Source organism: Bradyrhizobium sp. UNPA324 (assembly GCF_006658635.1).
Taxonomy (GTDB): Bacteria; Pseudomonadota; Alphaproteobacteria; order Rhizobiales; family Xanthobacteraceae; genus Bradyrhizobium; species Bradyrhizobium nanningense.
In genome coordinates, this window is sequence record NZ_LFJD01000004.1 from 5,715,397 (window position 1) to 5,740,103 (window position 24,707).

Here is a 24,707-nt window from a genome sequence, read left to right on the forward strand (position 1 = left end):
GCCTCTGTTATGCAGCTCTGGCTGCAACCTGCGGGACGGCTGCCGGCTTCTGCAGATGATCCGCCCAGGTGATGATCTCGAAATGGCCGTCGTCGTGCTCGACGAGCGCGGTGCAGCTCTCGACCCAGTCGCCGCAATTCATGTAGCGAATGCCGCCCTCGTCGCGAATCACGGCGTAGTGGATGTGGCCGCAGATCACGCCGTCGGCGTCGTGCCGCCGCGCCTCGGCAGCAAGCGCCTGCTCGAATGCGCCGATATAATTGACCGCGTTCTTGACCTTCTGCTTGGCCCATTGCGACAGCGACCAATAGGGCACCTTGAACAGGCGGCGGAAGAAGTTGACCAAACGATTCATCTGGATCGCGAAATCGTAGGCCTTGTCGCCGAGATGGGCGAGCCAGCGCGCGTTCTGCACCACGAGATCGAAGATGTCGCCGTGGATGACGAGATAGCGCTTACCGTCGACGCCGGTGTGGACGGTATTCTCGACCACGTCGATGCCGCCGAAATGGGTGCCGTAATAGTTGCGCAGGAACTCGTCGTGATTGCCGGGGATGTAGATGACCTTGGCGCCCTTGCGCGCCTTGCGCAGCAGCTTCTGCACGAGGTCGTTGTGCGATTGCGGCCAGAGCCAGCTCGATTTCAGCGCCCAGCCATCGACGATGTCGCCGACGAGATAGATCGTGTCGGCGTCATGGTAGCGCAGGAAGTCGAGCAGAAGATCGGCTTGAGAACCGCGGGCTCCGAGATGAACGTCGGAGATGAACAACGTGCGAAAGCGCCGCTCCGGGCTCTCGTCACTCACATCGTAACTTCCCATGCGCCAGCCTGTAACAATGTCCCGTGACAGGGGGATGACCGATTGGACCCTCGAGGCACGCTCAGATACGAATCACACCTAGCCTCGCCCTTCCTGCGAATATCAGCCGCATGCGACAATCAGGCGACATGGCGCCGCAGGAGGGCTCTCGCCCCCCAGGAGGGCAGGCCCACGGCGGATGGCGCTTTGCGCCACCTGAGCGGCGAGATCGCTAGGGAAGGCCGTCAGTAGAACCTGTGAAAATGATGGATCGGGCCGTGGCCGTGTCCGATGCTGAAACGGTCGGCGGCGGCGATCGCCGCGCTGATCCAGGCCTTGGCGTTGCGCACGGCGCTTGCCAGATCCTCGCCCTTGGCCAGCCCCGCCGCGACCGCCGAGGATAGCGAGCAGCCGGTGCCATGGGTGTTGCGGGTCGCCACGCGCGGCGCGGTGAGCGCGAGCATGTTGTCGGCATCGACGAGATAGTCGATACTTTCGGCGCCCTCGCCGTGGCCGCCCTTGATCAGGACCGCACGGCAGCCGAGGGTCAGCAGGCGCCGTCCCTGGCTTTCGATCTCCGTCGCGCTCGCCGCGACCGGCTCGTCGAGCAGAGCCGCGGCCTCCGGCAGATTCGGCGTGATCACCGACGCCAGCGGTATCAGTTTTGTGCGCAGGGCATTGACGGCTTCCGCGGCGAGCAGACGATCCCCTGACGTCGCAACCATCACGGGATCGAGCACGACGTGCCGCGGCGACCAGCGCGACAGCGCGGCCGCGATCGCGTCGATGCTGCCGACCTGGGGCACCATGCCGATCTTCACCGCGCCGATCTCGAGATCGGAGAACACCGCATCGATCTGCTCGGTGACGAATTGCGCCGGCACCGCGTGGATGCCGCTGACGCCGCGCGTGTTCTGCGCGGTCAAGGCCGTGATGACGGACGCGCCGTAGACGCCGAGCGCGGCAAAGGTCTTCAAGTCGGCCTGGATGCCGGCGCCGCCGCTCGAATCGGAACCGGCGATGGTGAGTGCGACCGGGGTCGTCATCGCCGGGCACGTTTGCTGGATACGGACGCCATGGCCTGTCCTAGCGCGGCCGTGGAACACCGGCAAGCCGCCGGCGGCAGCCGGCCTGATTCGCGCCGTGGCGCCCAGCCCGAATCAGGCGGACACGGCGGGCCCCAGCGCCCGCAACGATACGGGCTTGAAAATGCAACCTCGCCGCGCCCTTGATATAGTCGCGAACTGCTTCGCCGATGCGTGAGACGTCAGTGGCGGAACTGCCTGGCGACACCGCTGTCCCGGGCCGCCCCGGCCCGGGGACCGCCTGGAATGGAATGCTGGGGTGGAACGATGTGGGCCTTCTTCGAACGTCTCCTCGACTCGTCCATGCTTTCGCCGCACGGCATCTGCCTGTTGTGGGAACCCGAGCTGATCTGGCTTCACGTCGTCTCCGACGCCTGCATCGCGGCCGCCTATTTTTCGATTCCCTTTGCCCTCGCAATTCTGGTCACCAGGCGGCGCGACCTCAAATTCGGCTGGGTCTACTGGGCCTTCGCGATCTTCATCATGGCCTGCGGCCTGACTCATGTGCTGTCGATCTACACGCTCTGGGTCCCAGTCTATGGCATCGAGGGCATCGTCAAGGCGGCGACCGCGGTGGCATCGGTGGTCACGGCGGGCGCGCTCTGGCCGCTGCTGCCGAAGATCCTGACGATCCCCTCGCCGTTCGAGCTGCGCCAAGTCCAGGCCGCGCTCGAGGAAGAGGAAATCAAGAGCCGCGACGCCACGCTGCTGCTCCAGCAGGTCAGCGACGCGCAGCGTGCGATGCGCGAGAGCGTGACGCGCCTCACCGCCATCGTCGAGACCGCAGTCGACGGCGTCATCCTGTTCGATGCGCAGGATCGCGTCCTGCTGTTCAATCCGGCCTGCGAGCGCTTGTTCGGCTACTCTGCCGACGAGGTGATGGGCCGGAACGTCAGGATGCTGATGCCCGAGGCGGGCGCTGTGCCCGACAGCCCTGCGAGGCATTTCGCGACTGCCGGCGAGGCCACCGGCCTGCGCAAGGACGGATCGACCTTTCCGATGGACGTGTCGGTCGGCCAGGCGCGGCAGGATGGCGAATTGATCTTCGTCGGCATCGTCCACGACCTGACGGCGCGCAAGCTGACCGAGCGGCAGCTTCAGCAGGCGCAGAAGATGGAGACGGTCGGCCAGCTCTCCGGCGGCATCGCTCACGACTTCAACAATCTGTTGACCGTCATCATCGGCAACGCCGAGCATTTGAGCGAGCAGCTCAAGGCGAGGCCCGATCTGCGGCGCTTCGCCGACGACATCTCGCAGTCGGGCGAGCGCGGCGCCGAGCTGACGCAGCGGCTGCTCGCATTCAGCCGCCGCCAGTTGCTGCAGCCGCAGACGATTGACTGCCGGGGCCTGCTCGAGTCCATGTTCAAGCTGCTCAAGCGCACCTTGCGCGAGGACATCGAGATCACGACCGCCTCCGGGCCCGGCACGATCCTGGCCTTCGCAGATCGGGCCCAGCTCGAATCCGCCGTGCTGAACCTTGCGCTCAACGCCCAGGATGCCATGCCGGCCGGAGGTCACCTGACCCTGAGCACGGAGTCGACGAAGCTCGACGACGATTATCGCGCCGTGCACCCCGAAGTCGCCTCCGGCAGTTACGCGTTGATCTCGATCACCGACGACGGCGAAGGCATGACGCCGGAAGTCGCGCAGCGCGCCTTCGAGCCGTTCTTCACCACCAAGGAAGTCGGCAAAGGCTCGGGTCTCGGCCTCAGCATGGTCTATGGCTTCGCCAAGCAATCCAATGGCCACGTCTCGATCTACAGCGACACAGGCCTTGGGACGACGGTCCGGATCTACCTGCCGCGCGCGGACACCGGACAATCACAGGCCGACCTTTCCGACGGCGAGGACGCAGCGCCGCGGGGATACGAGACGATCCTGATCGCCGAGGACGATCCGTTCGTTCGCTCCTCCGTCATTCGACGGGTCGAAGCCCTCGGCTATCGCGTCGTCGCCGCGGTCAACGGCAAGGAGGCCTTGCAGCAGCTGCGCACCGACCCCAGCATCGACATGCTGTTCACCGACATCGTGATGCCCGGCGGCATGAGCGGCTGGGAGCTCGCCGATCAGGCGCGGCAGATTCGCCCCTCGCTGCCGGTCCTGTTCACCTCGGGCTACGCACTGGAGACCCTGGTCGAGCAGGGCCGCGCCCACCCGCAGGCGATCGTGCTGACCAAGCCCTATCGCAAGGCCGAGCTCGCCCAGCGGCTCAGAGACGCATTCGCCGCGGCGCCCGTGGCGACCTAGAGTCGCCGGACCCGGCATCTGGCGGCCAGCAAGTCCGCTTGCTAAATCGTGCCGGTTTTGGCCTATTAGCCGCCAGATACGCTTTCGGAGTGCCCGCAATGGTCCCTTTTTTCGTCCAGATCAAATGCAAGCTCGGCCAGTCCTACACGGTGGCCAATGCGCTTGCCGAAGCCGAGATCGCCTCCGAGATCTACTCCACGGCCGGCCAATACGACCTCCTCGTGAAGTTCTACGTCGACAAGGACACCGACATCGGCCATTTCGTCAACGAGAAGGTGCAGGTGCTGCCGGGCATCCAGGACACCCTCACCATCATCACCTTCAAGGCGTTTGGCGCCAGCTAGCCCGCAGCTAACCAGCTTCCTTGCCGGCTTCCTTGCGTTTGGGTCGTGGCGGACCGTCCACCGGCGGCAGCGACTTGAGGTACTCCGCCATCGCCGCAATATCCTCGTCGGACAATTGCGAGGTATTCTTGATCACGCGCGTCATCGCGCCGCCGACGCTGTCGCCGTCGGGCAATTCGCCGTTCCTGAGGAAATAGGCAATGTCCTTCGTGCTCCACTCGCCGAGGCGCTTCTGGGTGATGTTGGGCACCCAGCCCTCACCTTCCGGATTGGGCCCGCCGGCAAAGCGCTGGCTCGAGATGATGCCGCCCAGCGCGTTGCGCGGGCTATGGCATTCGGCGCAATGGCCAAAGCTGTTGACGAGATAGGCGCCGCGATTGAATTGCGGTGACTTGCTGCCGTCGGCAATGAGCGGCTTGTCGTCCAGAAACAGGAATTTCCAAATGCCGACATTGCGCCGGACATTGAAGGGAAAGCGCATGTCATGGTCGCGCACCTTGCCGGTCACGGGCGGCAGCGTCTTCAAGTAGGCGAAGAGATCCAGCACGTCCTCGCGCCTGGCGTGCCGATAGGACGGATAGGGAAAGGCGGGAAAATAATGCTGCCCACCCGGCGACACGCCGTGCATCACTGCGTTGACGAAGTCGGCCTCCGTCCATTTGCCGATGCCGTCGTTCGGATCGGGCGAGATGTTCGGCGCGTAGAACGTTCCGAACGGCGACTTGATCGCGACGCCGCCACCGAGCCTGCTACGATCGGGCTGGTCGGGCGAGGCGTGGCAGGACGCGCAGCCGCCGGCGTTGAACATTGCTTCGCCATTGGCAAGGTTGGCCACATGGCCCGGCGCGTTGCCGGCGGCCGCCACCACCGGCGCGCTGAACCACCAATAGACGCCCGCGGCAGCGAGCGCCGCGAGCAGCCCTACGAGAATTGTTCGTTGCAACATGCAGATCCATTCACCCGTCGCGGCAAATCTAAGACCGATGTCGTCGCGGCTCCAGCCACGAAGAATTTAGCCCGCTCCGGCCGGAAACGGGAATAAACTGAAATTCCGGCTGTTGGAAGTTTGGCAGCCCGAACGGGTTCAGCAGGGAGAACGTCATGAACAAGACCGTCATTGCCGCCTTAGCGCTCGGTGCCGTTACCTTCGCGGGCCCGGCCAGCGCTGAAAAGCTCAAGGCAACGCTCGACGGCAAGTCCGAGGTGCCGGCAACGAGCAGCAGCGGCACCGGAACCGCCGATCTGAACTATGATGCCGCCAGCAAGAAGCTGTCCTGGACCGTCACCTATTCCGGGCTCTCCGGACCCGCGACCGCCGCGCATTTCCACGGGCCTGCCGAGGCCGGCAAGAACGCCGGCGTCGCGGTCGCGATCCCGAATGCGACCGCAAGCCCGGTCAAGGGCGAAGCGACGCTGACGGACGCGCAGGCCGCCGATCTGCTCGGCGGCAAGCTCTACATCAACATCCATACCGCGGCCAATCCGGGCGGCGAGATCCGGGGTCAGGTGACGAAGTAAGCCGCAACGCTGCTTCGTGGCGCGAAGGCCGGGCGCAGGAGGGAGCGCCCGGCCTTTTCGTTTGGCGCCGCGCCTAGGCCGCGTTCAGCGCTTGCGCGAGGTCGGCGATCAAATCCGACGGATTCTCGATACCGATCGACAGCCGGATCGTGGAATCGAGCACGCCGATCTTTTGGCGGATGTCGGCAGGAACGCCGGAATGAGTCATGGTTGCGGGCAGGCTCGCGAGCGATTCCGTTCCGCCGAGACTCACCGCCAGCTTGAGGATTAGGAGCGCATTGAGAAATTTGACCGCCGCCTCCTTGCCGCCGACGATGTCGAACGAGAACGTGGAGCCCGCCCCGAGGCACTGCCGCGCGAATACCCGCCCCGAGGGCGAAGCCTCCTCGTGATGACCGAGGTAATGGACCTTGGCCACTTTGGGGTGATCGCGCAAATAATCCGCCACGAGGCGCGCGTTGCTGTTGGCCTTCTCCATGCGCAGGCTCAGTGTCTCGAGCGAGCGGTTGATCATCCAGCAGGAATGCGGGTCGAGCTGGGTGCCGATGGCGCCGCGCAGCGCCTTGATGCCTTTCATCATCGCTTTCGAGCCGAGGGCGGCGCCAGCGATCAGGTCGGAGTGGCCGCCGACATATTTCGTCAGCGAGTACAGCGACAGATCCGCGCCGTGCTCGATCGGCCGCTGAAACACCGGGCCGAGCAGCGTATTGTCGCACGCGATGATCGGCGTGTGCCCCTGCGCCTTTCCGATGGAATCGGCGATGCGGCGGATCATCGCGATATCGACCAGGCCGTTGGTCGGGTTGGCCGGAGTTTCGATCAGGATCATCGAGACGCGGCCTTTGGCCATGGCCTGCTCCGAGGCCTGCTTGACCGCGGCCTCGTCGATCCCGTCGGCGAAGCCGACGGCGCCGATCGACAGACGCGCCAGCGTGTTCGTCAGCAGCGTTTCCGTCCCGCCATAGAGCGGCTGGGAGTGCAGAATGACGTCGCCGGGACGGACGAAAGCCAGGATCGTGGTCGCAATGGCCGCCATGCCGGACGAGAACAGCGCGCAGCTCTCGGTGCGCTCATAGACCGCGAGCCTGTCCTCGACGATCTCGCTGTTGGGATGATTGAAGCGAGAATAAACCAGGCCCGCGCCCATGCCTTCCGGTGGCTCGCGCCGGCCGGCGACGTAATCGAAGAAGTCCTGCCCGTCCTCGGCGGTCTTGAACACGAAGGTGGAGGTCAGGAACACCGGAGGCTTGATGGCGCCTTCCGACAATTGCGGGTCATAGCCATAGGTCAGCATCAGCGTTTCAGGATGCAGCATGTGATTGCCGATGTGGGTCTTCGACGGGAACGGTTTTGCCATGGCCTGTCTCGCTGTTGATTGAAATCCTCGCCGCGCGTTGGAACTTCCTGATGTCATGACGCAATCGGGAAACAGATGCGCCGACTCGCATCAACGCTACGGCCGTTGGTGCGAACATAACCGCTCGGACGGCGATCCGTCAGACTTGCAAACGGAAAAAGGGCAGCTGCTTTCGCAACCGCCCTTTCGTGAGTCCGTGGAATCTATGGCCCGGACGGAGCGATTTGTCCGCCGAAGCTCAAGGAGCGAAGGCGGAAGCGACATCCGGGACAGACTATCAGCTTGGCTGGAATCCCCGGATATCGCTTCGCTCATCCGGGCTACGAGGCCTTTCTTCGGCCTCAGCTGTTCTTGACGCGGTAGGTCTCGTGGCAGCCGCCGCATTCCTTGCCGATGGCGGGCAGATTGGCCTTGAGCGAATCCAGGTCCTTGATCTTGCCCTTGGCCTCGCGAACGACCTTGGCGAAGCTTGCGATTTTCGCCTCGAAGCCGGCCTTGTCCTCCCAGATCTTCGGCGAGGTCGAGTAGTCACCGTCAAATTTCAGGCCCTTGGCGCCCGCCGGAAACAAGTTCGGCAGCTTCTTGGCGGTATCCTCGAACTGCGCCAGCGCGCTGTCCACCGTGGCCTGGTGGTAGGGCTTTTCGCCCTTGACCATCGCCGACATCGCGCCGGCGTTCTTGCCGTTGCCCTTCATGAGGGTCTGAGCTTCCTTGACGGAATCCTGTTCCGCCCAGACCGCGCCCATCCCGAGCAGCAGCACGCCCCCGACAACCAACACTCGCTTCATTCGCAAAATCCCTTTCCCTAATGCAGGATCGTGCCGACCCCTCCATGGGCCAACACCGATTGGCAGATTTCATTCCGTCCGGAGCGCGACGATAAATCGTCGCACTCTGGCTCATTTGGCAGAGCCCGCAAAACGCGTTCCGCGTTTGCTTGGACTTACAGGCTGTGACGGCGATGGTGCTCGCTGATCGCGATCCACACCCGCTCGGGCGTTGCCGGCATGTCGATGTGGTCGATCTTGTACTCGCGCCAGAGCGCATCGACGATGGCGTTGACGACGGCCGGACAGGAGCCGATCGCGCCGGCCTCGCCCGCCCCCTTCACGCCCATCGGATTGGTCTTGCAAGGGACGTTGTGGGTCTCGAACGCGAAGGCCGGCCCGTCCGCCGCCCGCGGCAGCGCATAGTCCATGTAGGTCGCGGTGATGAGCTGGCCGTCGGTCGCGCCATAGACCACCTGCTCCATCAGCGCCTGGCCGATGCCCTGCATTGCGCCGCCATGCACCTGGCCCGCCAGCAGCAGCGGATTGAGCGTCTTGCCGAAATCATCGACGATCACGTAGTTCACGATCTTGATGATGCCGGTGGCCGGATCGATCTCGACCTCCGCGACATGAGTGCCGTTGGGATAGGTGCCGTCGGCGCTGGCAAACGTTGCACTGCCATTCAGCTTCGACGGATCGACGCCCGGCCGCTTGGCGAGATCGGCGAACGAGATCGAACGGTCGGTGCCGGCGATGCGCACCACGCCTTCCGAAATCTCGAGGTCGCCGGCGCCGGCCTCCAGCGCCTGCGCCGCGATCTCCTTGAGCTTTTGCCCCAGCTCGCGCGTGGCGCGCTCGACGCTGACGCCGCCGGAGGGGATCGAAGCCGAGCCGCCGGTGCCGAGGCCCGTGGCGATCTCGTCGGTGTCGCCCTGGTGGATGTGGACGCGCTCGGGCGCGACGCCGAACTGCTCGGCGACGATCTGCGCATAGGCGGTCTGGTGGCCCTGCCCGCTCGACTGCGTGCCGATCAGGACGGTGACGTCGCCGTTGGGATCGAGCCGCACATTGGCGGTCTCCTCGCCCATGGTGCCGCAGACCTCGACATAGCTCGCCAGCCCAATGCCGCGGATCAGGCCGCCCTTCTTGGCCGCCTTGGCGCGCTTTCCAAATTCCTTCCACTCGGCGATCTCCATCGCGCGCTTGAGATGCGCGGCGAAGTCGCCGGAATCGTAGACCTTGCCGGTCGCGGTCTTGTACGGCAGCGCCTTCGGCGGAATGAAGTTCTTGCGGCGGATGGCATCCGGCGTCATGTCGAGTTTGCGCGCGCAGGCATCGACGAGGCGCTCGATGACATAGGCGGCCTCAGGCCGGCCCGCACCGCGATAGGCATCGACCGGCACGCTGTGGGTGAAGATGGTACGCACCCGGCAATGGAAGGCCTGGATATCGTAGAGCCCCGGCAGCATGCCGGCGCCGCCATGAGGAATATAGGGCCCGAAGGTCGACAGATAGGCGCCCATGTCGCCCATCAGGTCGCAATCCATCGCGAGGAATTTGCCGTCTTCAGCCAACGCCATCTTCGCGGTGGTGACGTTGTCGCGGCCCTGCGCGTCGCCCATGAAGTGCTCGGAGCGGTCGGCCGCCCACTTCACCGCCTTCTTCAACTTGCGCGCGGCGACCGCCATCAGGGCATATTCCCGGTACGGAAATAGCTTCGTGCCGAAGCCGCCGCCGACGTCGGGGCAGATCACCCGCATCTTGTCGGTGGGGATGTTGAGCACGTTCTGACACAGGATGTCGCGCAGGCGATGGCTGCCCTGGCTGCCGACCGTCAGCGTCAGATGATCGCGCTTGGCGTCGTATTCGCAGACTGCCGCACGCGTCTCCATGAAGCTCGCGACCACGCGCGGATTGACGATCGAGATTTCGGCCACCGCATGCGCCTTGGCGAAGGCAGCTTCGGTTGCTTTCTTGTCGCCGATCGAGACATCGAACAGCACGTTGCCGGCCTTGTCGGGCCAGACCTGCGGCGCGCCCTTCTTGACGGCGTTGACGACGCCGGTCACCGCCGGCAGCGGCGACCATTTAACGTCGATCGCCTCGATCGCATCGCGGGCCTGGTCGATGGTCTCGGCGACCACGAAGGCGATGGCATCGCCGACATGCCGCACCTCGTCCTTGGCCAGGATCGGGTAAGGCGGGCCGGTGAACGGATCGGTCTCGAGATTGAACAGGCAGGGCAGATTGCCGAGATCCTTCACATCGTCCGCGGTCAGGATCAGTGCGACGCCGGGGAGCGTGCGGGCACGATTCGCATCGATGGTGTATTTGGCATGCGCGTGCGGCGAACGCAGCATCAGGCAGCGGAGCGCGGCCTGCGGCGCGTAATCGTCGGTGTAGCGGCCCTTGCCGCGGATGAGCGCGTCATCCTCCTTGCGCAGCACGCTTTGGCCAACGCCGAACTTGATGGGAGCCGCCATTTTATCTTCCCGTTCTCATGGTTGTTTTGAGGGCATATTGCCGTGGAAAAACTGGCAAGGCAAACGGGTTTAGGTGGGCGTTGCCCATTGAGGTCGATGATTCGAAGCCACCGCCGACGGTTCTGGCGCAACCAGGTCGCGCAGTTGTGCCAAACGGCCTTAGGGGGTGAATTTTCTGACCATAAGGTACTTGTCATACGTGGCGTCACCTATGCGGACGGCAGCGGGATCCGTGCCGTAGACCTCGAACCCGTTGCGCTTGTAGGTCCTGATTGCAGCTTTGGCTTCGAGCAGGACCTCGAGATGTACCTGCTCGACGCAGGCCTCGGCATGGACAAGAAGCTCCTTGGTGAGTCGATCTCCGACCCCTTTACCTCGGCCGTCTTCCCTCACATAGACCGTGAAGATGTGACCCCTGTGCTGCAATCGACGCGCAGGCGAGACGTAGAAGCCCGCGACTCCGATCAAATTTCCCCGCCCAAAGGCGCCAAGGATGGTCCCACTCAGCCAACGGCGATAAGCCGCCATCATCGCCTCCCCGCCCTCCTCCTCTTCAGGAGAAAAGAACGTTTGAGGGTGCGTCCGAAGCGCCTCCGCGCGAATGTCGCGAAAGAGATCGAGGTCATCGACAGTCAATCGGCGGATGTCCACGTCCACCTGAGCACGGGCAGCATACGATATCATGATCGCGTCCTCTCCCTTGGGTCGGCGGGGATTGGTGGGGCTGTCACATCCCACCACGACCCCACAGAGTCCTCGCGCTGTCTCTCAACCTCTCGATGGCGCGCTCCGGCGCGACGCTGTCGATCTCGCCGCGCGTCAAGCCGATATCCATCAGCTCCCTGTCGCTGAGGTCGTGCAAGGTCACTTGCTGGCCCTGGCGCCGCTGAAGAAATACACGCCAGTACCGCCTGAGCAGGCTGAAGACGATGGAGAGGTCGAGGCCGCGCCTTGCGGCATCGACCTCAATTTCGGGTGAGATGTTCGTCTGTTGGGGTGGCATCGGATGCTCCTGCTGTTGAGCCGGCAGGGAGCGTGGCCAAAGAAAAGGCCCCGTCCGATGCCGGCGGGGCCTGGTGGAAAAGATGTCGCGTCGAATTCCTAGCGCACGACTCCTTCCACGCCCCAGCCGAAGCGGGTCATGTGGTTGAAGTTGATTTTGCGCGAGCATTTGATCATGAGGAAACCGATAGCACGGCGATCGCGCAAAATCAAGGGATGTACGCACGCCTGTTGCATCCTGGGGGCGAGCCGCTCGCGCTGGCGCCTTCGCCGCTGGAAGCTCGCGTGGCTGCGTACCAGCGAGGCCAGTCAGGCACGGTCCGGTCCGAGAAAGCTCGTCCCACCGCAAAGAACAGCACCAGCGGCAGATTGGCCCAGCTTCCCCGGAGCACAGAGGCCGTGCTTTGACGAATGTCATGGCGAGCTAACGGCTCTTCCGAGTGTTCCAGCATGTTGCCACTTTTAGGAGGACTTGCTGCGCGGGGCCCGATCGGCAACACTACTCGGATTTCAAGGAATTGTTTGAAGGGGTACTCTGATGCCCGAGACATTGGAAAGCCTATTGTGGTGTGCCGCGCTGGCGACGTGGCTGATGCTTTTCTTCGGGATCGCAGGTGAGCAGTTGAAGCCTCTCTCAAAACTCCTCGGCCATCTGCTCCAGGTTGCGTTCAAGCCTAGGGCGAAGTGACGCAATAGCGGACTGAAGGGCGCGGCTTGGCAGCTCCCGAACTGGCAGAGCTGCGCGCCGCGTTGATGGCGTGGACCGAGGCGCGCACATCGTGCGGCCCCACACTCTCTCGGCCCTGCGAGGGGGCGATGACGCTTGCGCCACCGCTCCCCGTAAGTTCTCAGGTAAGTTCAGGCTCAGGCAAGTTATTGGCTATCACGCAGAGAGAGGCTGAAACGAACAACGCCGCTAGCCCGCCAGCCTCCGATCGAGGGAGAACCGGCCTCCTCCGGTGACCAGGATCAACAGCGCGCCTCCCAATATCGAGATGTTCTTCAAGAAATTGTTATACTGCCCAATCTGTTGCGGACCGGCGGGATATTCCCAGTAACGATGTGCGATTGCGGTAGCCGAGACTACAAACAGGAAAGCCAAAATTGCGCAGTAGCGCGTGCCAATGCCAAGGACCAAACCCGCCGACAGCACTATTTCCACCACGACGGTGATCGTCGTGAACACTTGGGGCACTGGAAGGTTCAGCGACCGAAAATAGCCTACTGAGCCACTGAAGTTAGTAAGTGCTCCGTACGCGCTTCCAACGAAGACCCATGCAAGCAGGATGCGGCCGATCAGGATCAGCAGGTCGGCATTACTGGTGGCGAACTCGTCGATCCGAGGTGTGGGAGAGCGGAATGGCATGGTCACTGCCTCATTGCGTTGTTGCCTGAGGACGGCACCTGAATATCGAAGATCGTATCACGGTCGGCGAATCGAATGAAGGGCGCCCCCGCGGGGCATGATGCGGTCATGGCGGGTAACGCCTAGCCCCGCACCAGGGACACCAGCCAGCTGCGGCCGAACAGGACGAGGATCGCGAGCGCGTAGACGATCGTGCCGCCGGCGGCCAATAGGGCCAGCGTCACTTCGTCCCGGAATTGCATCGCGCCGAGCGAAGAACCGCTGACGCGCGCGATCAGCCAGAAGGCGGCGGCCAGGATCAATCCGGTCAGCAGGAATTTGGCGAGCGACAACAGCCAGGCGCGGTCCGGCACGAGGAAGCCTCGTCGCAGGGCGAAGAACAGCACCAGCAGCAGATTGGTCCAGACGCCGACGGCCGTTGCGAGCGCGAGGCCGATCTGCGCGAGCGATCCCATCAAGGCAACCTTCAGCGCGACGTTGACCGCGATACCGGTCAGCGACGCGCGCACAGGCGTTGCGGTGTCCTTACGGGCATAGAAGGTCGCGACCGCGCTGCGGATCAGCACGAAGGGGATCAGCCCGATGGCATAGGCCGCGAGTGTGCCGCCGGCGGCGACGGCATCGGCCTTGGAGAACGCGCCGCGGGCGAACAGCGCGCGCACGATCTCGTCGGGCACGGTGAGAAAGGCCGCGACGAACGGGATCGAGAACAACAGCGTAAAATCGAAGGCGCGGCGCTGCGCCTTCATCGCGCCGTCGTGGTCGTTGGCGGTGATCCGCCGCGACATCTCCGGCAGCAGAACCGTGCCGATGGCGATGCCGATCACGCCGATCGGGAGCTGGTTGAGCCGGTCGGCGTAATAGAGCGCCGACAGCGCGCCGGCGGGCAGGAAGGTCGCGATGATGGTGTCGGCGAACAGCGCGACCTGCGTGCCCATCGAGCCCAGCGTCGCCGGGCCCAGCGCCTTGAAGAAGCCGCGGATGTCCTCGTCGAGCTTGAGCGGCGCAAAGCGCGGCAGGCCGCCATGACGGGCGAGATCGCCGGCGAGCAGAAAATATTGCAGGAAGCCGGAGATCAGAACGCCCCAGGCCGCGGCGTGGCCCGCGGTCGGAAACCAAGCTGCGAGCGCCAGCGTCATCATCATCGCGACGTTGAGGAAGATCGACGCCGCCGCGGCGCTGGCGAAGCGCTGCATCACGTTGAGCATGCCGCCATAGAGCGTCACCAGCGTGATCAGCAGCAGATAGGGAAAGGTGATTCGGGTCAGCTCGATCGCGAGCCTGCGCTGCTCGGCATCTTCGGAAAAGCCCGGCGCCAAAATACTCATGGCCTGCGGCATGAACAGCCAGGCGACGATCAGGAGCACCACTTGCGAAGCCAGCAGCAGCGTGAAGATGCGGTCGGCGAACAGGTGCGCTGCAGCCTCCCCCTTCTCGCCGTGGACATGCGCATAAGCCGGCACCCAGGCGGCGTTGAAGGCGCCCTCGGCAAAAATCGCGCGGAAATGGTTGGGCAGCCGCAGCGCCACGAAAAAGGCGTCGGCCACGGGACCGGCGCCGAGGATCGCCGCCAGCATGATGTCGCGGGCAAACCCCGTCAGCCGCGAGAGCAGCGTGTAGCCACCAACCGTGAAGATGCGTCCGAGCATGCGTCTGTTTTAGAGCATGGCGCGATTAGGTCTAGGTGCAAGCGGCGATGGAGGTGCGCTCCCTCCCCGCTTGCGGGGGAGGGTTGGGGAGAGGGTACCTCCGCAACGGGACATCCCCAAGAGGACAGAACCCCCACCCGCCGCGCTTCGCGCGACGACCTCTCCCGCAAGGGGAGAGGGTAAGAGATCAGCCCGCAATCGCGCCTTGCACGGCGGCGATCACGCGCTCCTGATCGGCCTCGGTCAGATAGGCGTGCATCGGCAGGCTGATGACGTCCCGCGACAGGCTCTCGCACGCAGGCAGGCCGCCCTCGGCCACCGGATACTGCTTGTAGGCGGTCTGCTGGTGCATCGACTTGCCGTAATAGATCGCGGTCGGCACGCCCTGAGCCTTCAGCGCGGCGGCGAAGCCGTCGCGGTCGGTGCCTTTGGGCAGGCGGATCGTGTACTGCGCCCAGACCGAGGTATTGCCAGGCGCCAGACGCGGCACCGTGACCACGTTGCTGAGCCCGCGCGCGTAGCGTTCGGCGACCCTGTTGCGGGCGGCGATCTCGTCGTCAAAAATCTTCAGCTTCTCGATCAGGACTGCGGCCTGCATGGTGTCGAGCCGGCCGGTCAGGCCGAGGCGGACGTTGTCGTATTTGTCGACGCCCTGCCCGTGCACGCGGATGCTGCGCAGCGTCGCCCCGAGCTCGTCGTCATCGGTGAAGATCGCGCCGCCGTCGCCGAAGCAGCCGAGCGGTTTTGCCGGGAAGAAGCTGGTCGCGGTGGCGAGCCCGAGGGTGCCGAGCTTGCGGCCCTTGTAGCTCGCACCGAAGCCTTGCGCGGCGTCATCGAGCACGAACAGGCCCTCGGCCTTGGCGATCTCGGCGATGGAATCGTGATCGGCGGGCTGGCCGAACAGGTCGACGGGAATCACCGCGACGGGTCTCAGGCCGGCCTTGCGCGCAGTCGCGATGCCGCGCTTCAGCGAGTCCGGGCTCATGTTGAAGGTGGCCTCATCGACGTCGACATAAACCGGCGTCGCCCCGGTCCGCGCCACCGGCGAAGCCGTCGCGATGAAGGTGAAGGACGGACACAGCACGGCATCGCCGGGCCCGACATTCTTCGCCATCATCACCATCAGGATCGCATCGGTGCCGCTGGCGCAGCCGATGACATGCTTGGCGCCGGAATAGGCCGCAAGCTGCTTCTCGAGCTCGAACACCTCCGGGCCATTGACGAACTGACAATGGTCCATCACGCGCTTGACGGCGGCATCGAGCGAGGCGCCGAGCCGGCGGCGCTGCGAGGCGACGTCGATGAAGGGAATGGGTTCGGAACGCAGATGCTGGTTCATAGCCGGGTTCTCGGCGCCTTGCTGGTTTTGAGCGGTCGACATGGAAAGGGATCAGCCGGCGACGCGGCGCGGACCCTTGAGTGCGGGCGATTTGGCCGCGGGCCGTGACGGCGTCTCGAGGCACTGGGTGGCGATCTCGAGGCTGGCGACGCCTTCGTCGCCGGTGACCGCCGGCGTCTCGCCGTTGCGCACCGCCTTGAGGAACGCGATCAGCTCGGCGCGGAGCGGCTCGTCATGGCCGACCGGCAGATGCCGCATCGAGTAGCTGCCGTCGGGCTTGAAGCCGAAGCACTCGGTGACCTGGCGCGTCAAGAGATCGCCCATCACGTATTTGCCGCGGGTCGCGACCGTGACGCTGCGCGCCTTGAACGGCGTCAGCCAGTTGGTGTTGATGTGGGCGAGCACGCCGCTCTCGGTGCGGAACTGCAGCAACGCGATGTCCTCGCGCTCGGCGACCGCGCTCGACAGCTGCGGCTGCACCTCGACGATGTCGGATTCGGTGAACCAGCGGATCAGATCGATGTCGTGCACGGCGAGATCGATGACGACGCCGACATTGGACATACGCGGCGGGAACGGGCCGACGCGGGTGATCGCGATGGAGAGAATATCCTCGCCCGCGATCGCCTGCTTGACGGCGGCGACCGCCGGATTGAAGCGCTCGACATGGCCGACCATCAGCGTCACGCCCGCCTTGTGCGCGGCGGCGACGATCTCGCGGCCCTCTTCGACCGTGGATGCGATCGGCTTCTCGACCAGCACGTGGATGTTCTTGGCGATGCAGGCGAGCGCGACCTCGTGATGCAGATGGGTCGGCGCTGCGATGGTGACCGCATCGACGCCGGCGGCGATGAGCTGGTCGAGCGTCTCGAAGCTCGGGCAATTGGCAAGCTCCGTCGCGCGGGTGCGATGCGCGTGCGAAGGATCGACGACGCCGACGAGGTTCACCCCGGGCAGGCCACTGAGCACGCGCGCATGGTTGCTGCCCATCACGCCCGCGCCAATGACGCCGACGCGCAAGCCGGCCTTTGCCGGTGCAGATCCTTTGGAACTCATCTGAGCAAACCCCGATTCAACGCAAATCCCCGGCGCGCTTCTAGCACGGACGCCACATTTGTGGCGAATGCCGCCCTCGCGGCCCGGACACGATTTGATTCAAAAAGTTACACGTTGCCCGGACCTTAAGCGAAAAATATCGCCTGTTCGGCCCGGGTCGTGATTCGGAGTTTGGTGGTTACGACCTTTGATAGTCGTCTTCAATCCGGATGATGTCGTCTTCCCCGAGATAGGAGCCGGTCTGGACCTCGATCAGTTCCAGCTGGATCTTGCCCGGATTCTCCATCCGGTGGACGGCGCCCATGGGGATGTAGATCGACTCGTTCTCGTGCACGGTCTTCAAGGTCTCGTTGACGGTCACCTGCGCGGTGCCGCGGACCACGATCCAGTGCTCGGCGCGATGATGATGCTTCTGCAGCGACAGCCGCCCGCCCGGCCTCACCACGATGCGCTTGACCTGATGGCGTTCGCCATTGTCGACGGACTGGTAGCTGCCCCAGGGCCGGTGCACCTTGAGATGCTCCTCGGTGACCTTCGGCGCGACCGCCTTCAGCTTGGTCACGAGACGCTTCAGGCCGTTGGCATCCTTCTGGCGCGAGACCAGCACCGCATCCGCGGTTGCGACCACGACGAGATCGTCGACGCCTTCGAGCGCGACCAGCGCCTGGTCGGTGGTGACGTTGCAATTGCGGGAATCCTCGAACACCGCGGCGCCATGCGCGGCATTGCCCTGCGCGTCCTTCTCGGACAATTCCCACACCGCGTGCCAGGAGCCGACGTCGGACCAGCCACACGACACCGGCACGACGGCTGCGCGCGCGGTCTTCTCCATCACGGCATAGTCGATCGAGATCGCCTTCGCCGCGCCGAACGCTTCCGGCTCCAGCGTGACGAAGCCGAGATCGCGACCGGCATTGTTGACCGCATTGGTGACGGCCTCGACGCTTGCGGCATCGATCTTGCGATATTCGTCGAGCAAGACGCTCGCCGGGAACATGAAGTTGCCGCTGTTCCAGAGATAGCCCGAATTGACGTAGTCGGAGGCCTTCACCGCGTCCGGCTTCTCGACGAAGCGCGCGACGGCATGTACCTCGCCGGAGATCACCTCGCCCGGATTGATATAGCCGTATTCGGTCGCCGGCCGCTCCGGCTTGATGCCGAAGGTGACGATGCGCCCGGTACTCGCGGCCGCAAGTCCCTCGCGGCAGGCGGCGACGAAAGCGGCATTGTCCTGCACGACGTGGTCGGCGGCGAGCGCGAGCACGATGGCTTCGCTGGCGCGGTTCTGCGCGAACACCGCGCCGGCCGCGATCGCAGGCCCTGAATCGCGCCGCATCGGCTCGAGGATCACGTCGGCCTCGATGCCGATCTCGGCGAGCTGCTCCAGCACCATGAAGCGATAGGACGCGTTGGTGATGACGATCGGCCGGTCGAACAGCGAGGGATCGGAGACGCGCAGCAGCGTATCCTGGAAGGTCGAGCGCGTGCCGAACAGCGGCAGAAACTGCTTGGGCCGCACCTCGCGCGAAGCCGGCCACAGCCGCGTGCCGGCGCCGCCGCACATGATCAGGGGGATTATGCGTTTGTCCATCGTCATCTCAAACCTTGAAGTAGTCCCGATACCAGGTGACAAAATTGTAGACCCCATGCTCGATCGGCGTTGACGGTGCAAAGCCGGTGTCGCGCATCAAATCCTCGACATCCGCGAACGTTTCCAGCACATCTCCCGGCTGCATCGGCAGCAATTCTTTGATCGCCGTCCGGCCCAGCTCCCGCTCCAGAAGACCGACGACGTGCATCAGTTCCTCCGGATGGTGATTGCCGACATTGTAGAGCTTAAACGGCGCATTTGCGGCAGAAGGATCGTCCGCGGGCACACGATCGATCAGCCTGGATACGACACGGGTCACATCATCAATATAGGTGAAGTCGCGACGCATCCTGCCATGGTTGAAGAGCCGGATCGGCTTGCCGGCCATGATGGCGTTTACGAACAGAAACATGGCCATGTCGGGCCGTCCCCATGGCCCGTAGATGGTAAAGAAGCGCAGGCCCGTGACCGGCAGGCGATAGAGATGGCTGTAGGACTGCGCCATCACCTCGTTCGCCTTCTTGGTCGCGGCATAAAAGCTCACGGGATGATCGGTCCGGTCCGCAACCGCAAATGGCATTTTTGTGTTGGCGCCGTAAACGGAGGATGACGAAGCGTAGACGAGATGACGACAGCCGTTGTTGCGGCAGCCCTCGAGCACGTTGAGAAAGCCGACGAGATTGGAATCGGCGTAGGCATGCGGCTGCTCGATCGAGTAGCGCACGCCGGCCTGCGCCGCCAGATGCACGACTTTGGCAAAACGATGTTGCGCGAACAGTGCGGCCATCGTCTCGCGGTCGGCGAGATCAGCCTCGACGAAGGAGAAGCGGGAATCGTTCTGCAACAGCGCCAGGCGCGCCCGCTTCAAGGCCGGATCGTAATAGGCGTTGAGATTGTCGAGTCCGACGACGGTGCGGCCTTCGCCCAGGAGCTGCCGGGCGACGTGAAAGCCGATGAAGCCGGCCGCGCCGGTAACCAAAATCGCCTGATCTGTCATCCTGTTCCCTGGGGTCCAAGCCGGCCCTGTTTAGCCGCCACCTCGATCGGCTCGCAATAGGCCCGCCGCGCTTCATGAGGCCTCCTCTCAGCGTCCTTAACGAGGGCTATTGCAAGATCGGCGCCAAAACCATACCAAAGCGGCCGAATTCGGCGCCTCGCGTCGGGTTGCCTCAAATCTTCGCAAACCCTGTACATGCGGGCGAGATGCGCCGAATCCTGCTTTCTGCGGCCAAAATCCTGATTTCCGCGGCGCTGCTCTATCTGGCGCTGCGCAAGGTCGATCTATCCGAACTGTTTTCGCGCTTCACCGTGACCAGCCTGTTTTGGATCGGCGTGGCGATCGCGATCACGTTCCTGCAGATCTTCGTCGGCGTGCTGCGCTGGCGCGAGATCAGTGCCGTCTGCGGCGCGCCGCTCGAGCTCGGCCGCGCCATGCGCTACAACGTGATCGGCTCTTTCTTCAACCAGACCCTGCCGTCGGCGATCGGCGGCGATGCGGTCCGGCTGTGGCTCGTTGCGCGTGCCGGGGCCGGCTGGCGTGCGGCCACCTACTCGATCTTCGTCGACCGCGCGATCGGCCTGATCGCGCTCGCGGTGCTCATCGTCGCGAGCCTGCCCTGGAGCTACACCCTCATCACCGATCCGCGCGGGCGCTCGGCGCTGCTGCTCATCGACCTCCTGGCGCTCGCCGGCGGCGTCGGCTTCCTGATCTTCGGCGCGCTGAAATGGCGCTGGCTGAAGACCTGGTGGGCCACGCATCATCTTCACGCCTGCGCGGTGATCGCGAACCGCGTGATCTTCAGCCGTAGCCGCGGACCGATCATCGCGATCCTGTCGATCCTCGTTCACGTGCTCGCCGTCGTCATCGCCTGGTGCGTGGTGCAGTCGATTGCGGCCCCGGTTCGCTTCAGCGACGTCTTTCTGCTCGTGCCGCCCGTGATGCTGATCACGATGATGCCGATCTCGATCGCCGGCTGGGGCGTGCGTGAGGCCACGATGGGCCTGGCGTTCGGATTCGCGGGACTTGCCGCCAACGAAGGCGTCAACGTCTCCCTGCTGTACGGCGCCGTGTTCTTCATCGTCGGTGCTTTCGGCGGCCTGGTCTGGATCCTCAGTGCGGAAAAGGCAGCGCAAGGGGCGGCTCCGATCGGGGTGCCGGAGTGACGATGTTCGTCCCGGGCCTCGACGTTGCGGCCGGACTGATGCTGTTCGCGCTTGCGCCGGCCGTGCTGGCCGCACTGATCTCTGCCTGCATCACCTGGCAGAGCATGCCGCTGCTGCAACGTTACGCGCTGGCACGTCCCAACGCACGCTCGTCACACCGGATTCCGACGCCGCAAGGCGCGGGCATCGCGGTGATCGCAGCGACCCTGCTGGTGGCTGCGGCCTGGACTTACGGCGCGATTCCGCTGGCTCTGATCGGCTCTGCCGTCCTGATCGCTATGGTCGGTCTCGTCGACGACATCAGGCCCCTCCCCGTCCTGCTTCGCCTGGTGTTGCAGGCGGCAGCCGTGGCCGCCGTCGTCTTCACGGCACCGGAGACCGCGCGCATCGTGCCGGCGCTGCCGTTCGCGCTGGAGCGCGGCCTCATCCTGCTCGCCGGAATCTGGTTCGTGAACCTCGTCAACTTCATGGACGGGCTCGACCTGATGACGGTGGCGGAGGTGGTGCCGGTCACGGCCGCGCTCGGGCTGCTCGGATGGTTTGGCGACCTCTCGACGTCCGCCGGACTGCTCGCCACCGCGCTGTGCGGGGCCATGCTCGGCTTTGCGCCGTTCAACCGTCCAGCCGCAAGAGTCTTCCTCGGCGATGTCGGCAGCCTGCCGATCGGTCTGTTGCTCGGCTGGTGCCTGCTCGAGCTTGCCTGGCACGGGCAGCCCGCCGCGGCGCTGCTGCTGCCGGCCTATTACCTTGCGGATTCCACCGTCACGCTGTTTCGCCGCATCATCAGGCGCGAGCCGTTCTGGTCGGCCCACCGCACGCACTTCTATCAACGCGCAACTGACAACGGTTTTGCCGTCTCGCGCGTCGTCGGCGAGGCCTTCCTGCTCAACCTCTTGCTGGCGGCGTTGGCCATCGTCACCGTTCGCGCCGGCTCGATGACGATCACGATTGTGTCGTTGTTCGCAGGCGGGGCCGCCGTCGCTTTCGTGCTGCGGCGCTTTTCTCGCACTCAGTCGTCCTGAGACTCCACCGCCAGCCGCAGCCCCTCCTCGAGAGAGACCTGCGGCTGCCAGCCGGTCGCGATCGCCTTCGAGATGTCGAGCTCGAGCGAGCCGATCAGCCCGTCCTGCATGTCCTGACGGCCCATCATGCGCAGGACCGTGCCGAGCAGGCTTGGCGGTATGCCGAACAGCCGGGCGCTCTTGCCGGAGGCTCGCGCCAGGCACGCGATGAATTCAGGCGTCGAGACCCGCTCCCGGTCGGCCAGCAGGAAGATCTCGAAATTGCTCACCGCGTCAGGATGGCGGAGCCGATGCAGGACGAATGACGACAGGTTCTGCACGGCAAGAAAGTTGCGGCGATTGCGGATCGCCGCAAAGGGCAGCGGCAGCCCCAGCTTGACTGCACGCGCCAGCATTGGGAAATTGCCCTTCGCGTGCGCGCCGTAGATCAGCGGCGGCCTGATCACCGAGATTTTCATGTCGGTGTCGCGCGCGAGCGTCCTCAAGCCTGCCTCGGCCTCAGCCTTGGATGTGCCGTAAAGGCCACGCGGCGTCGGCAGATCGCTCTCGCTGAACGGCGAGCGGCCGTCATTGCTGCGGCCATGCACCAGGACGGTGCTGATGAAGATGAAATGACGCACGCCGGCCGTTGCCGCGTAGCGTGCCAGGCGCAGCGTGCCCTCGACATTGACCTTGCGGTAGAGCTCGGCCGCGTGCTCGTCGTTCTTGTGGTGCACGCGGGCGGCGAGATGGATCACCGCGTCGACGCCTTCAAGCGCGGCCTGCCAATTGGTTTCGGGGCCGATCGATTCGATCACGACCTCGCCGTCCGCCCCTTCCGGGCTGCGCACCGCGCGGCGGACCGACCAGCCCTCGCGCGTCAATGCGCGCACGACGTGACGGCCGATGAAGCCACTCGCCCCCGTCACCAGCGCGACCGGCTTTGTCTCGCTCATCGTTGCTCCGACAGAACAGCGCGCAACGACCCATCGATCGGCATGGTCAGGCCGCCGTCGATCCGAATTCGGGCACCGCATCCTTCAGGATGGTTCTGATGGTGGCGCGGTCGTCGCGCGCGATCGCCAGCTCGAGCGCAGCGATCCATTTGCGCAGAGTCTGCATCGGCGGCTCGTTCGGCTGCGCGGCCATGATGCCGGGGATGCCGATTTCGTGGGTCGGCTCCTCGGAGGCGAACAGGATCTCGTACAGCCGCTCGCCCGGCCGCATGCCCGTGAACACGATATCGATGTCATAACCGGGCTCGAGGCCCGAGAGGCGGATCATCCGCTCGGCGAGATCGACGATCTTCACCGGCTGCCCCATGTTGAGCACATAGACCGAAACATCCGGCCGCGATTGCCCGAGTGCGTGCGTTGCCGACGTGATGACGAGATCGCAAGCCTCGCGGATGGTCATGAAATAGCGGACCATATCGGGATGGGTGACGGTGACCGGGCCGCCGGCCTCGATCTGCGCCTTGAATTTCGGAACGACAGACCCGTTCGAGGCCAGCACATTGCCGAAGCGCACCGAGATCAGTCGCATCGGCGGCCTGGCGCCGCCGCTCGCTGCGGCAAGATCATGGTCGAGGGCCTGGCAATACATTTCGGCGAAGCGCTTGGTCAATCCAAGCATCGACACCGGCTCGATCGCCTTGTCGGTCGAGATCATCACCATCGCCTCGGCACCGGCGGCTAGCGCGGCATCGGCGACGTTGATCGAGCCGAAGATGTTGGTCTTGACCCCCTCGCTCCAGTCGCGCTCGAGGATCGGCACGTGCTTGAGCGCCGCGGCGTGAAACACGATGTCCGGCTTGAACTCGGCCATCAGGCGCATCATGCGTTCGCGGTCGCGGATGTCGGCAATCCGCCCTTCGATCGCAGCGCCGGAGCCGTGCGCGGCGAGGGTCTCCGTGACGGCGTAGAGCGCAGGCTCGGAATTCTCCACAACCAGCAGGCGCGCCGCACCGAAGGCGACCACACGCTCGCAGATCTCGGCCCCGATCGAGCCGCCGCCGCCGGTGACGATCACCGCCTTGCCCTTGATCAGCGCCTCGAGGCGCACATAGTCGATCTTCTCGCTCGGCCGCAACAGGAGGTCCTCGACCGCGACCGCAGTGAGCCGCGGCGCCTCGCCGCTCTCCAGCGAGGGCATGCGGCTCACGATCACGCCCAACTTGCGCGCTCGCATCAGGATTGATTCGGGATGGGCATCCGGCTCGAATGCCGACGGCGTCATCACGATGCGGGCGATGGCCTTGTTGCGCTTGGTGAAATCGGCAAGGACGTCCTCGACGTCGTCGATACCGCCCAGGACCGGCACGTTGCGGATGAGCTGGCCCAGATCGGCGCGCGAGGGCGACAATATGCCGACCGGCCAGATCCGCTTGATCGCCCCGCTCTCGATGCCGCGGAGCAGCACCTCGGCATCCGCAGTCCGGCCAATCAGCAGTGTCGGTGCAGCGTCCTCGGTGCGGGCATGACGCCGCACCCGCGTATAGCGGAAATAGCGGTAGGTCATCCGCAGCGCGCTGAGGAAGGCGATCTCGAGAAACCAGTACAGGATGATCGTCACCTTGCCGACGAAGAAGCTGCCGCGGACGTTGGGCGCGACGAAGATGTAGTCCAGCACGAGCAGAGCGAGCGTCAGCACGGTGGCGGCGCGGATGATGTTCAGCGCATCCGGCAGCGAGATGAAGCGCCACTTCGTCGTGGTCAGGTTGAAGAGGAAGAACACGACCACGCTGAGCGCAAGGAAGTAAGGCAGGATCTGGAACAGCACCGGCAGGCGCTGGAAGAAGCCATCGCCACCTTCGAATCGCACATAGAAGGCGGCAAAGAGTGCCGCCGTCGTCGCAAGCACGTCGTGCAGCGCGATCAGGAAATTGCGCGAGGTGAGATGCGTAAGACGCGTCATTCGCCGACCGATGAAAATCCA

Annotated in this window: 22 protein-coding genes; 6 read left to right on the forward strand and 16 right to left on the reverse strand. The window is 64.5% G+C overall.

Going from position 1 to position 24,707, the window contains the following annotated elements:
- Positions 1–7: 7 nt before the first annotated feature.
- Together UNPA324_RS27450 and thiD are read right to left on the reverse strand one after the other, a co-directional pair.
- Positions 8–820: a UDP-2,3-diacylglucosamine diphosphatase gene (locus tag UNPA324_RS27450; RefSeq protein WP_128916459.1), complete on the reverse strand. Its 813-nt coding sequence runs from the start codon at positions 818–820 to the stop codon at positions 8–10.
- Positions 821–1,044: 224 nt separating this feature from the next.
- Positions 1,045–1,845, reverse strand: a complete 801-nt coding sequence (gene thiD / locus UNPA324_RS27455) for a bifunctional hydroxymethylpyrimidine kinase/phosphomethylpyrimidine kinase (protein ID WP_141936910.1) — start codon at positions 1,843–1,845, stop codon at positions 1,045–1,047.
- A gap of 342 nt (positions 1,846–2,187) precedes the next feature.
- Here thiD and UNPA324_RS27460 point away from each other — a divergent pair, with 342 nt between their 5' ends.
- Positions 2,188–4,131 (forward strand): PAS domain S-box protein, encoded by a 1,944-nt coding sequence (locus UNPA324_RS27460; RefSeq protein WP_246667223.1) that lies wholly within the window; start codon positions 2,188–2,190, stop codon positions 4,129–4,131.
- 98 nt (positions 4,132–4,229) lie between these two features.
- On the forward strand, positions 4,230–4,475 hold the full coding sequence (locus UNPA324_RS27465) for an Lrp/AsnC ligand binding domain-containing protein (protein WP_018317369.1): 246 nt from the start codon (positions 4,230–4,232) through the stop codon (positions 4,473–4,475).
- A 7-nt stretch (positions 4,476–4,482) separates the two neighbouring features.
- On the opposite strand, the gene UNPA324_RS27470 is transcribed toward UNPA324_RS27465, so the two are convergent.
- The gene (locus tag UNPA324_RS27470; protein WP_141936914.1) at positions 4,483–5,421 is read right to left on the reverse strand and encodes a c-type cytochrome; all 939 of its coding nucleotides are present in this window, start codon (positions 5,419–5,421) and stop codon (positions 4,483–4,485) included.
- A gap of 155 nt (positions 5,422–5,576) precedes the next feature.
- Between UNPA324_RS27470 and UNPA324_RS27475 the strand changes: the two genes are divergently transcribed.
- On the forward strand, positions 5,577–5,993 hold the full coding sequence (locus UNPA324_RS27475; RefSeq protein ID WP_128916455.1) for a CHRD domain-containing protein: 417 nt from the start codon (positions 5,577–5,579) through the stop codon (positions 5,991–5,993).
- Positions 5,994–6,066: 73 nt separating this feature from the next.
- On the opposite strand, the gene UNPA324_RS27480 is transcribed toward UNPA324_RS27475, so the two are convergent.
- The 5 genes from UNPA324_RS27480 to UNPA324_RS27500 all read right to left on the reverse strand — a co-directional run bounded on the left by UNPA324_RS27480 (position 6,067) and on the right by UNPA324_RS27500 (position 11,606).
- Positions 6,067–7,350 carry a cystathionine gamma-synthase family protein gene (locus UNPA324_RS27480; protein ID WP_141936916.1) on the reverse strand — a complete coding sequence of 428 codons (1,284 nt, stop codon included), beginning with the start codon at positions 7,348–7,350 and terminating at the stop codon, positions 6,067–6,069.
- 341 nt (positions 7,351–7,691) lie between these two features.
- Positions 7,692–8,138 carry a c-type cytochrome gene (locus tag UNPA324_RS27485; protein WP_128916453.1) on the reverse strand — a complete coding sequence of 149 codons (447 nt, stop codon included), beginning with the start codon at positions 8,136–8,138 and terminating at the stop codon, positions 7,692–7,694.
- A gap of 155 nt (positions 8,139–8,293) precedes the next feature.
- Positions 8,294–10,603, reverse strand: coding sequence for a xanthine dehydrogenase family protein molybdopterin-binding subunit (locus tag UNPA324_RS27490; protein ID WP_141936919.1), 2,310 nt, complete (start codon positions 10,601–10,603; stop codon positions 8,294–8,296).
- Between the two features lie 159 nt (positions 10,604–10,762).
- Entirely contained in the window at positions 10,763–11,287 is a 525-nt protein-coding gene (locus UNPA324_RS27495; RefSeq protein ID WP_141936921.1) for a GNAT family N-acetyltransferase, read from the reverse strand.
- Between the two features lie 43 nt (positions 11,288–11,330).
- A complete protein-coding gene (locus UNPA324_RS27500; protein ID WP_141936923.1) occupies positions 11,331–11,606 on the reverse strand; it encodes a DUF1127 domain-containing protein in 276 nt (91 codons plus the stop codon).
- A gap of 537 nt (positions 11,607–12,143) precedes the next feature.
- Here UNPA324_RS27500 and UNPA324_RS35355 point away from each other — a divergent pair.
- A complete protein-coding gene (locus UNPA324_RS35355; RefSeq protein WP_164935868.1) occupies positions 12,144–12,293 on the forward strand; it encodes a hypothetical protein in 150 nt (49 codons plus the stop codon).
- Positions 12,294–12,521: 228 nt separating this feature from the next.
- On the opposite strand, the gene UNPA324_RS27505 is transcribed toward UNPA324_RS35355, so the two are convergent.
- From UNPA324_RS27505 to UNPA324_RS27530, 6 genes are all read right to left on the reverse strand, one after another.
- Entirely contained in the window at positions 12,522–12,971 is a 450-nt protein-coding gene (locus UNPA324_RS27505; protein ID WP_141936925.1) for a DoxX family protein, read from the reverse strand.
- 122 nt (positions 12,972–13,093) lie between these two features.
- On the reverse strand, positions 13,094–14,620 hold the full coding sequence (murJ, locus tag UNPA324_RS27510; protein WP_128916448.1) for a murein biosynthesis integral membrane protein MurJ: 1,527 nt from the start codon (positions 14,618–14,620) through the stop codon (positions 13,094–13,096).
- Positions 14,621–14,807: 187 nt separating this feature from the next.
- Positions 14,808–15,959, reverse strand: a complete 1,152-nt coding sequence (locus UNPA324_RS27515) for a DegT/DnrJ/EryC1/StrS family aminotransferase (protein WP_181769681.1) — start codon at positions 15,957–15,959, stop codon at positions 14,808–14,810.
- Positions 15,960–16,010: 51 nt separating this feature from the next.
- A complete protein-coding gene (locus UNPA324_RS27520; protein ID WP_128916446.1) occupies positions 16,011–17,015 on the reverse strand; it encodes a Gfo/Idh/MocA family protein in 1,005 nt (334 codons plus the stop codon).
- A gap of 178 nt (positions 17,016–17,193) precedes the next feature.
- Entirely contained in the window at positions 17,194–18,606 is a 1,413-nt protein-coding gene (locus UNPA324_RS27525; protein ID WP_181769535.1) for a mannose-1-phosphate guanylyltransferase/mannose-6-phosphate isomerase, read from the reverse strand.
- 7 nt (positions 18,607–18,613) lie between these two features.
- Complete coding sequence (locus UNPA324_RS27530) at positions 18,614–19,603, reverse strand: NAD-dependent epimerase (RefSeq protein ID WP_141936931.1); 990 nt, start codon at positions 19,601–19,603, stop codon at positions 18,614–18,616.
- A gap of 206 nt (positions 19,604–19,809) precedes the next feature.
- On the opposite strand from UNPA324_RS27530, the gene UNPA324_RS27535 reads away from it, so the two are divergent.
- Positions 19,810–20,769: a lysylphosphatidylglycerol synthase transmembrane domain-containing protein gene (locus UNPA324_RS27535; protein ID WP_128917770.1), complete on the forward strand. Its 960-nt coding sequence runs from the start codon at positions 19,810–19,812 to the stop codon at positions 20,767–20,769.
- 38 nt (positions 20,770–20,807) lie between these two features.
- Positions 20,808–21,791 carry an MraY family glycosyltransferase gene (locus UNPA324_RS27540; RefSeq protein WP_141939038.1) on the forward strand — a complete coding sequence of 328 codons (984 nt, stop codon included), beginning with the start codon at positions 20,808–20,810 and terminating at the stop codon, positions 21,789–21,791.
- Here the strand turns inward: UNPA324_RS27540 and UNPA324_RS27545 are convergent.
- Together UNPA324_RS27545 and UNPA324_RS27550 are read right to left on the reverse strand one after the other, a co-directional pair.
- A complete protein-coding gene (locus UNPA324_RS27545) occupies positions 21,779–22,726 on the reverse strand; it encodes an NAD-dependent epimerase/dehydratase family protein (protein WP_141936934.1) in 948 nt (315 codons plus the stop codon). The genes UNPA324_RS27540 and UNPA324_RS27545 overlap by 13 nt on opposite strands.
- A gap of 46 nt (positions 22,727–22,772) precedes the next feature.
- On the reverse strand, positions 22,773–24,686 hold the full coding sequence (locus UNPA324_RS27550) for a nucleoside-diphosphate sugar epimerase/dehydratase (protein WP_181769536.1): 1,914 nt from the start codon (positions 24,684–24,686) through the stop codon (positions 22,773–22,775).
- Positions 24,687–24,707 lie beyond the last annotated feature (21 nt).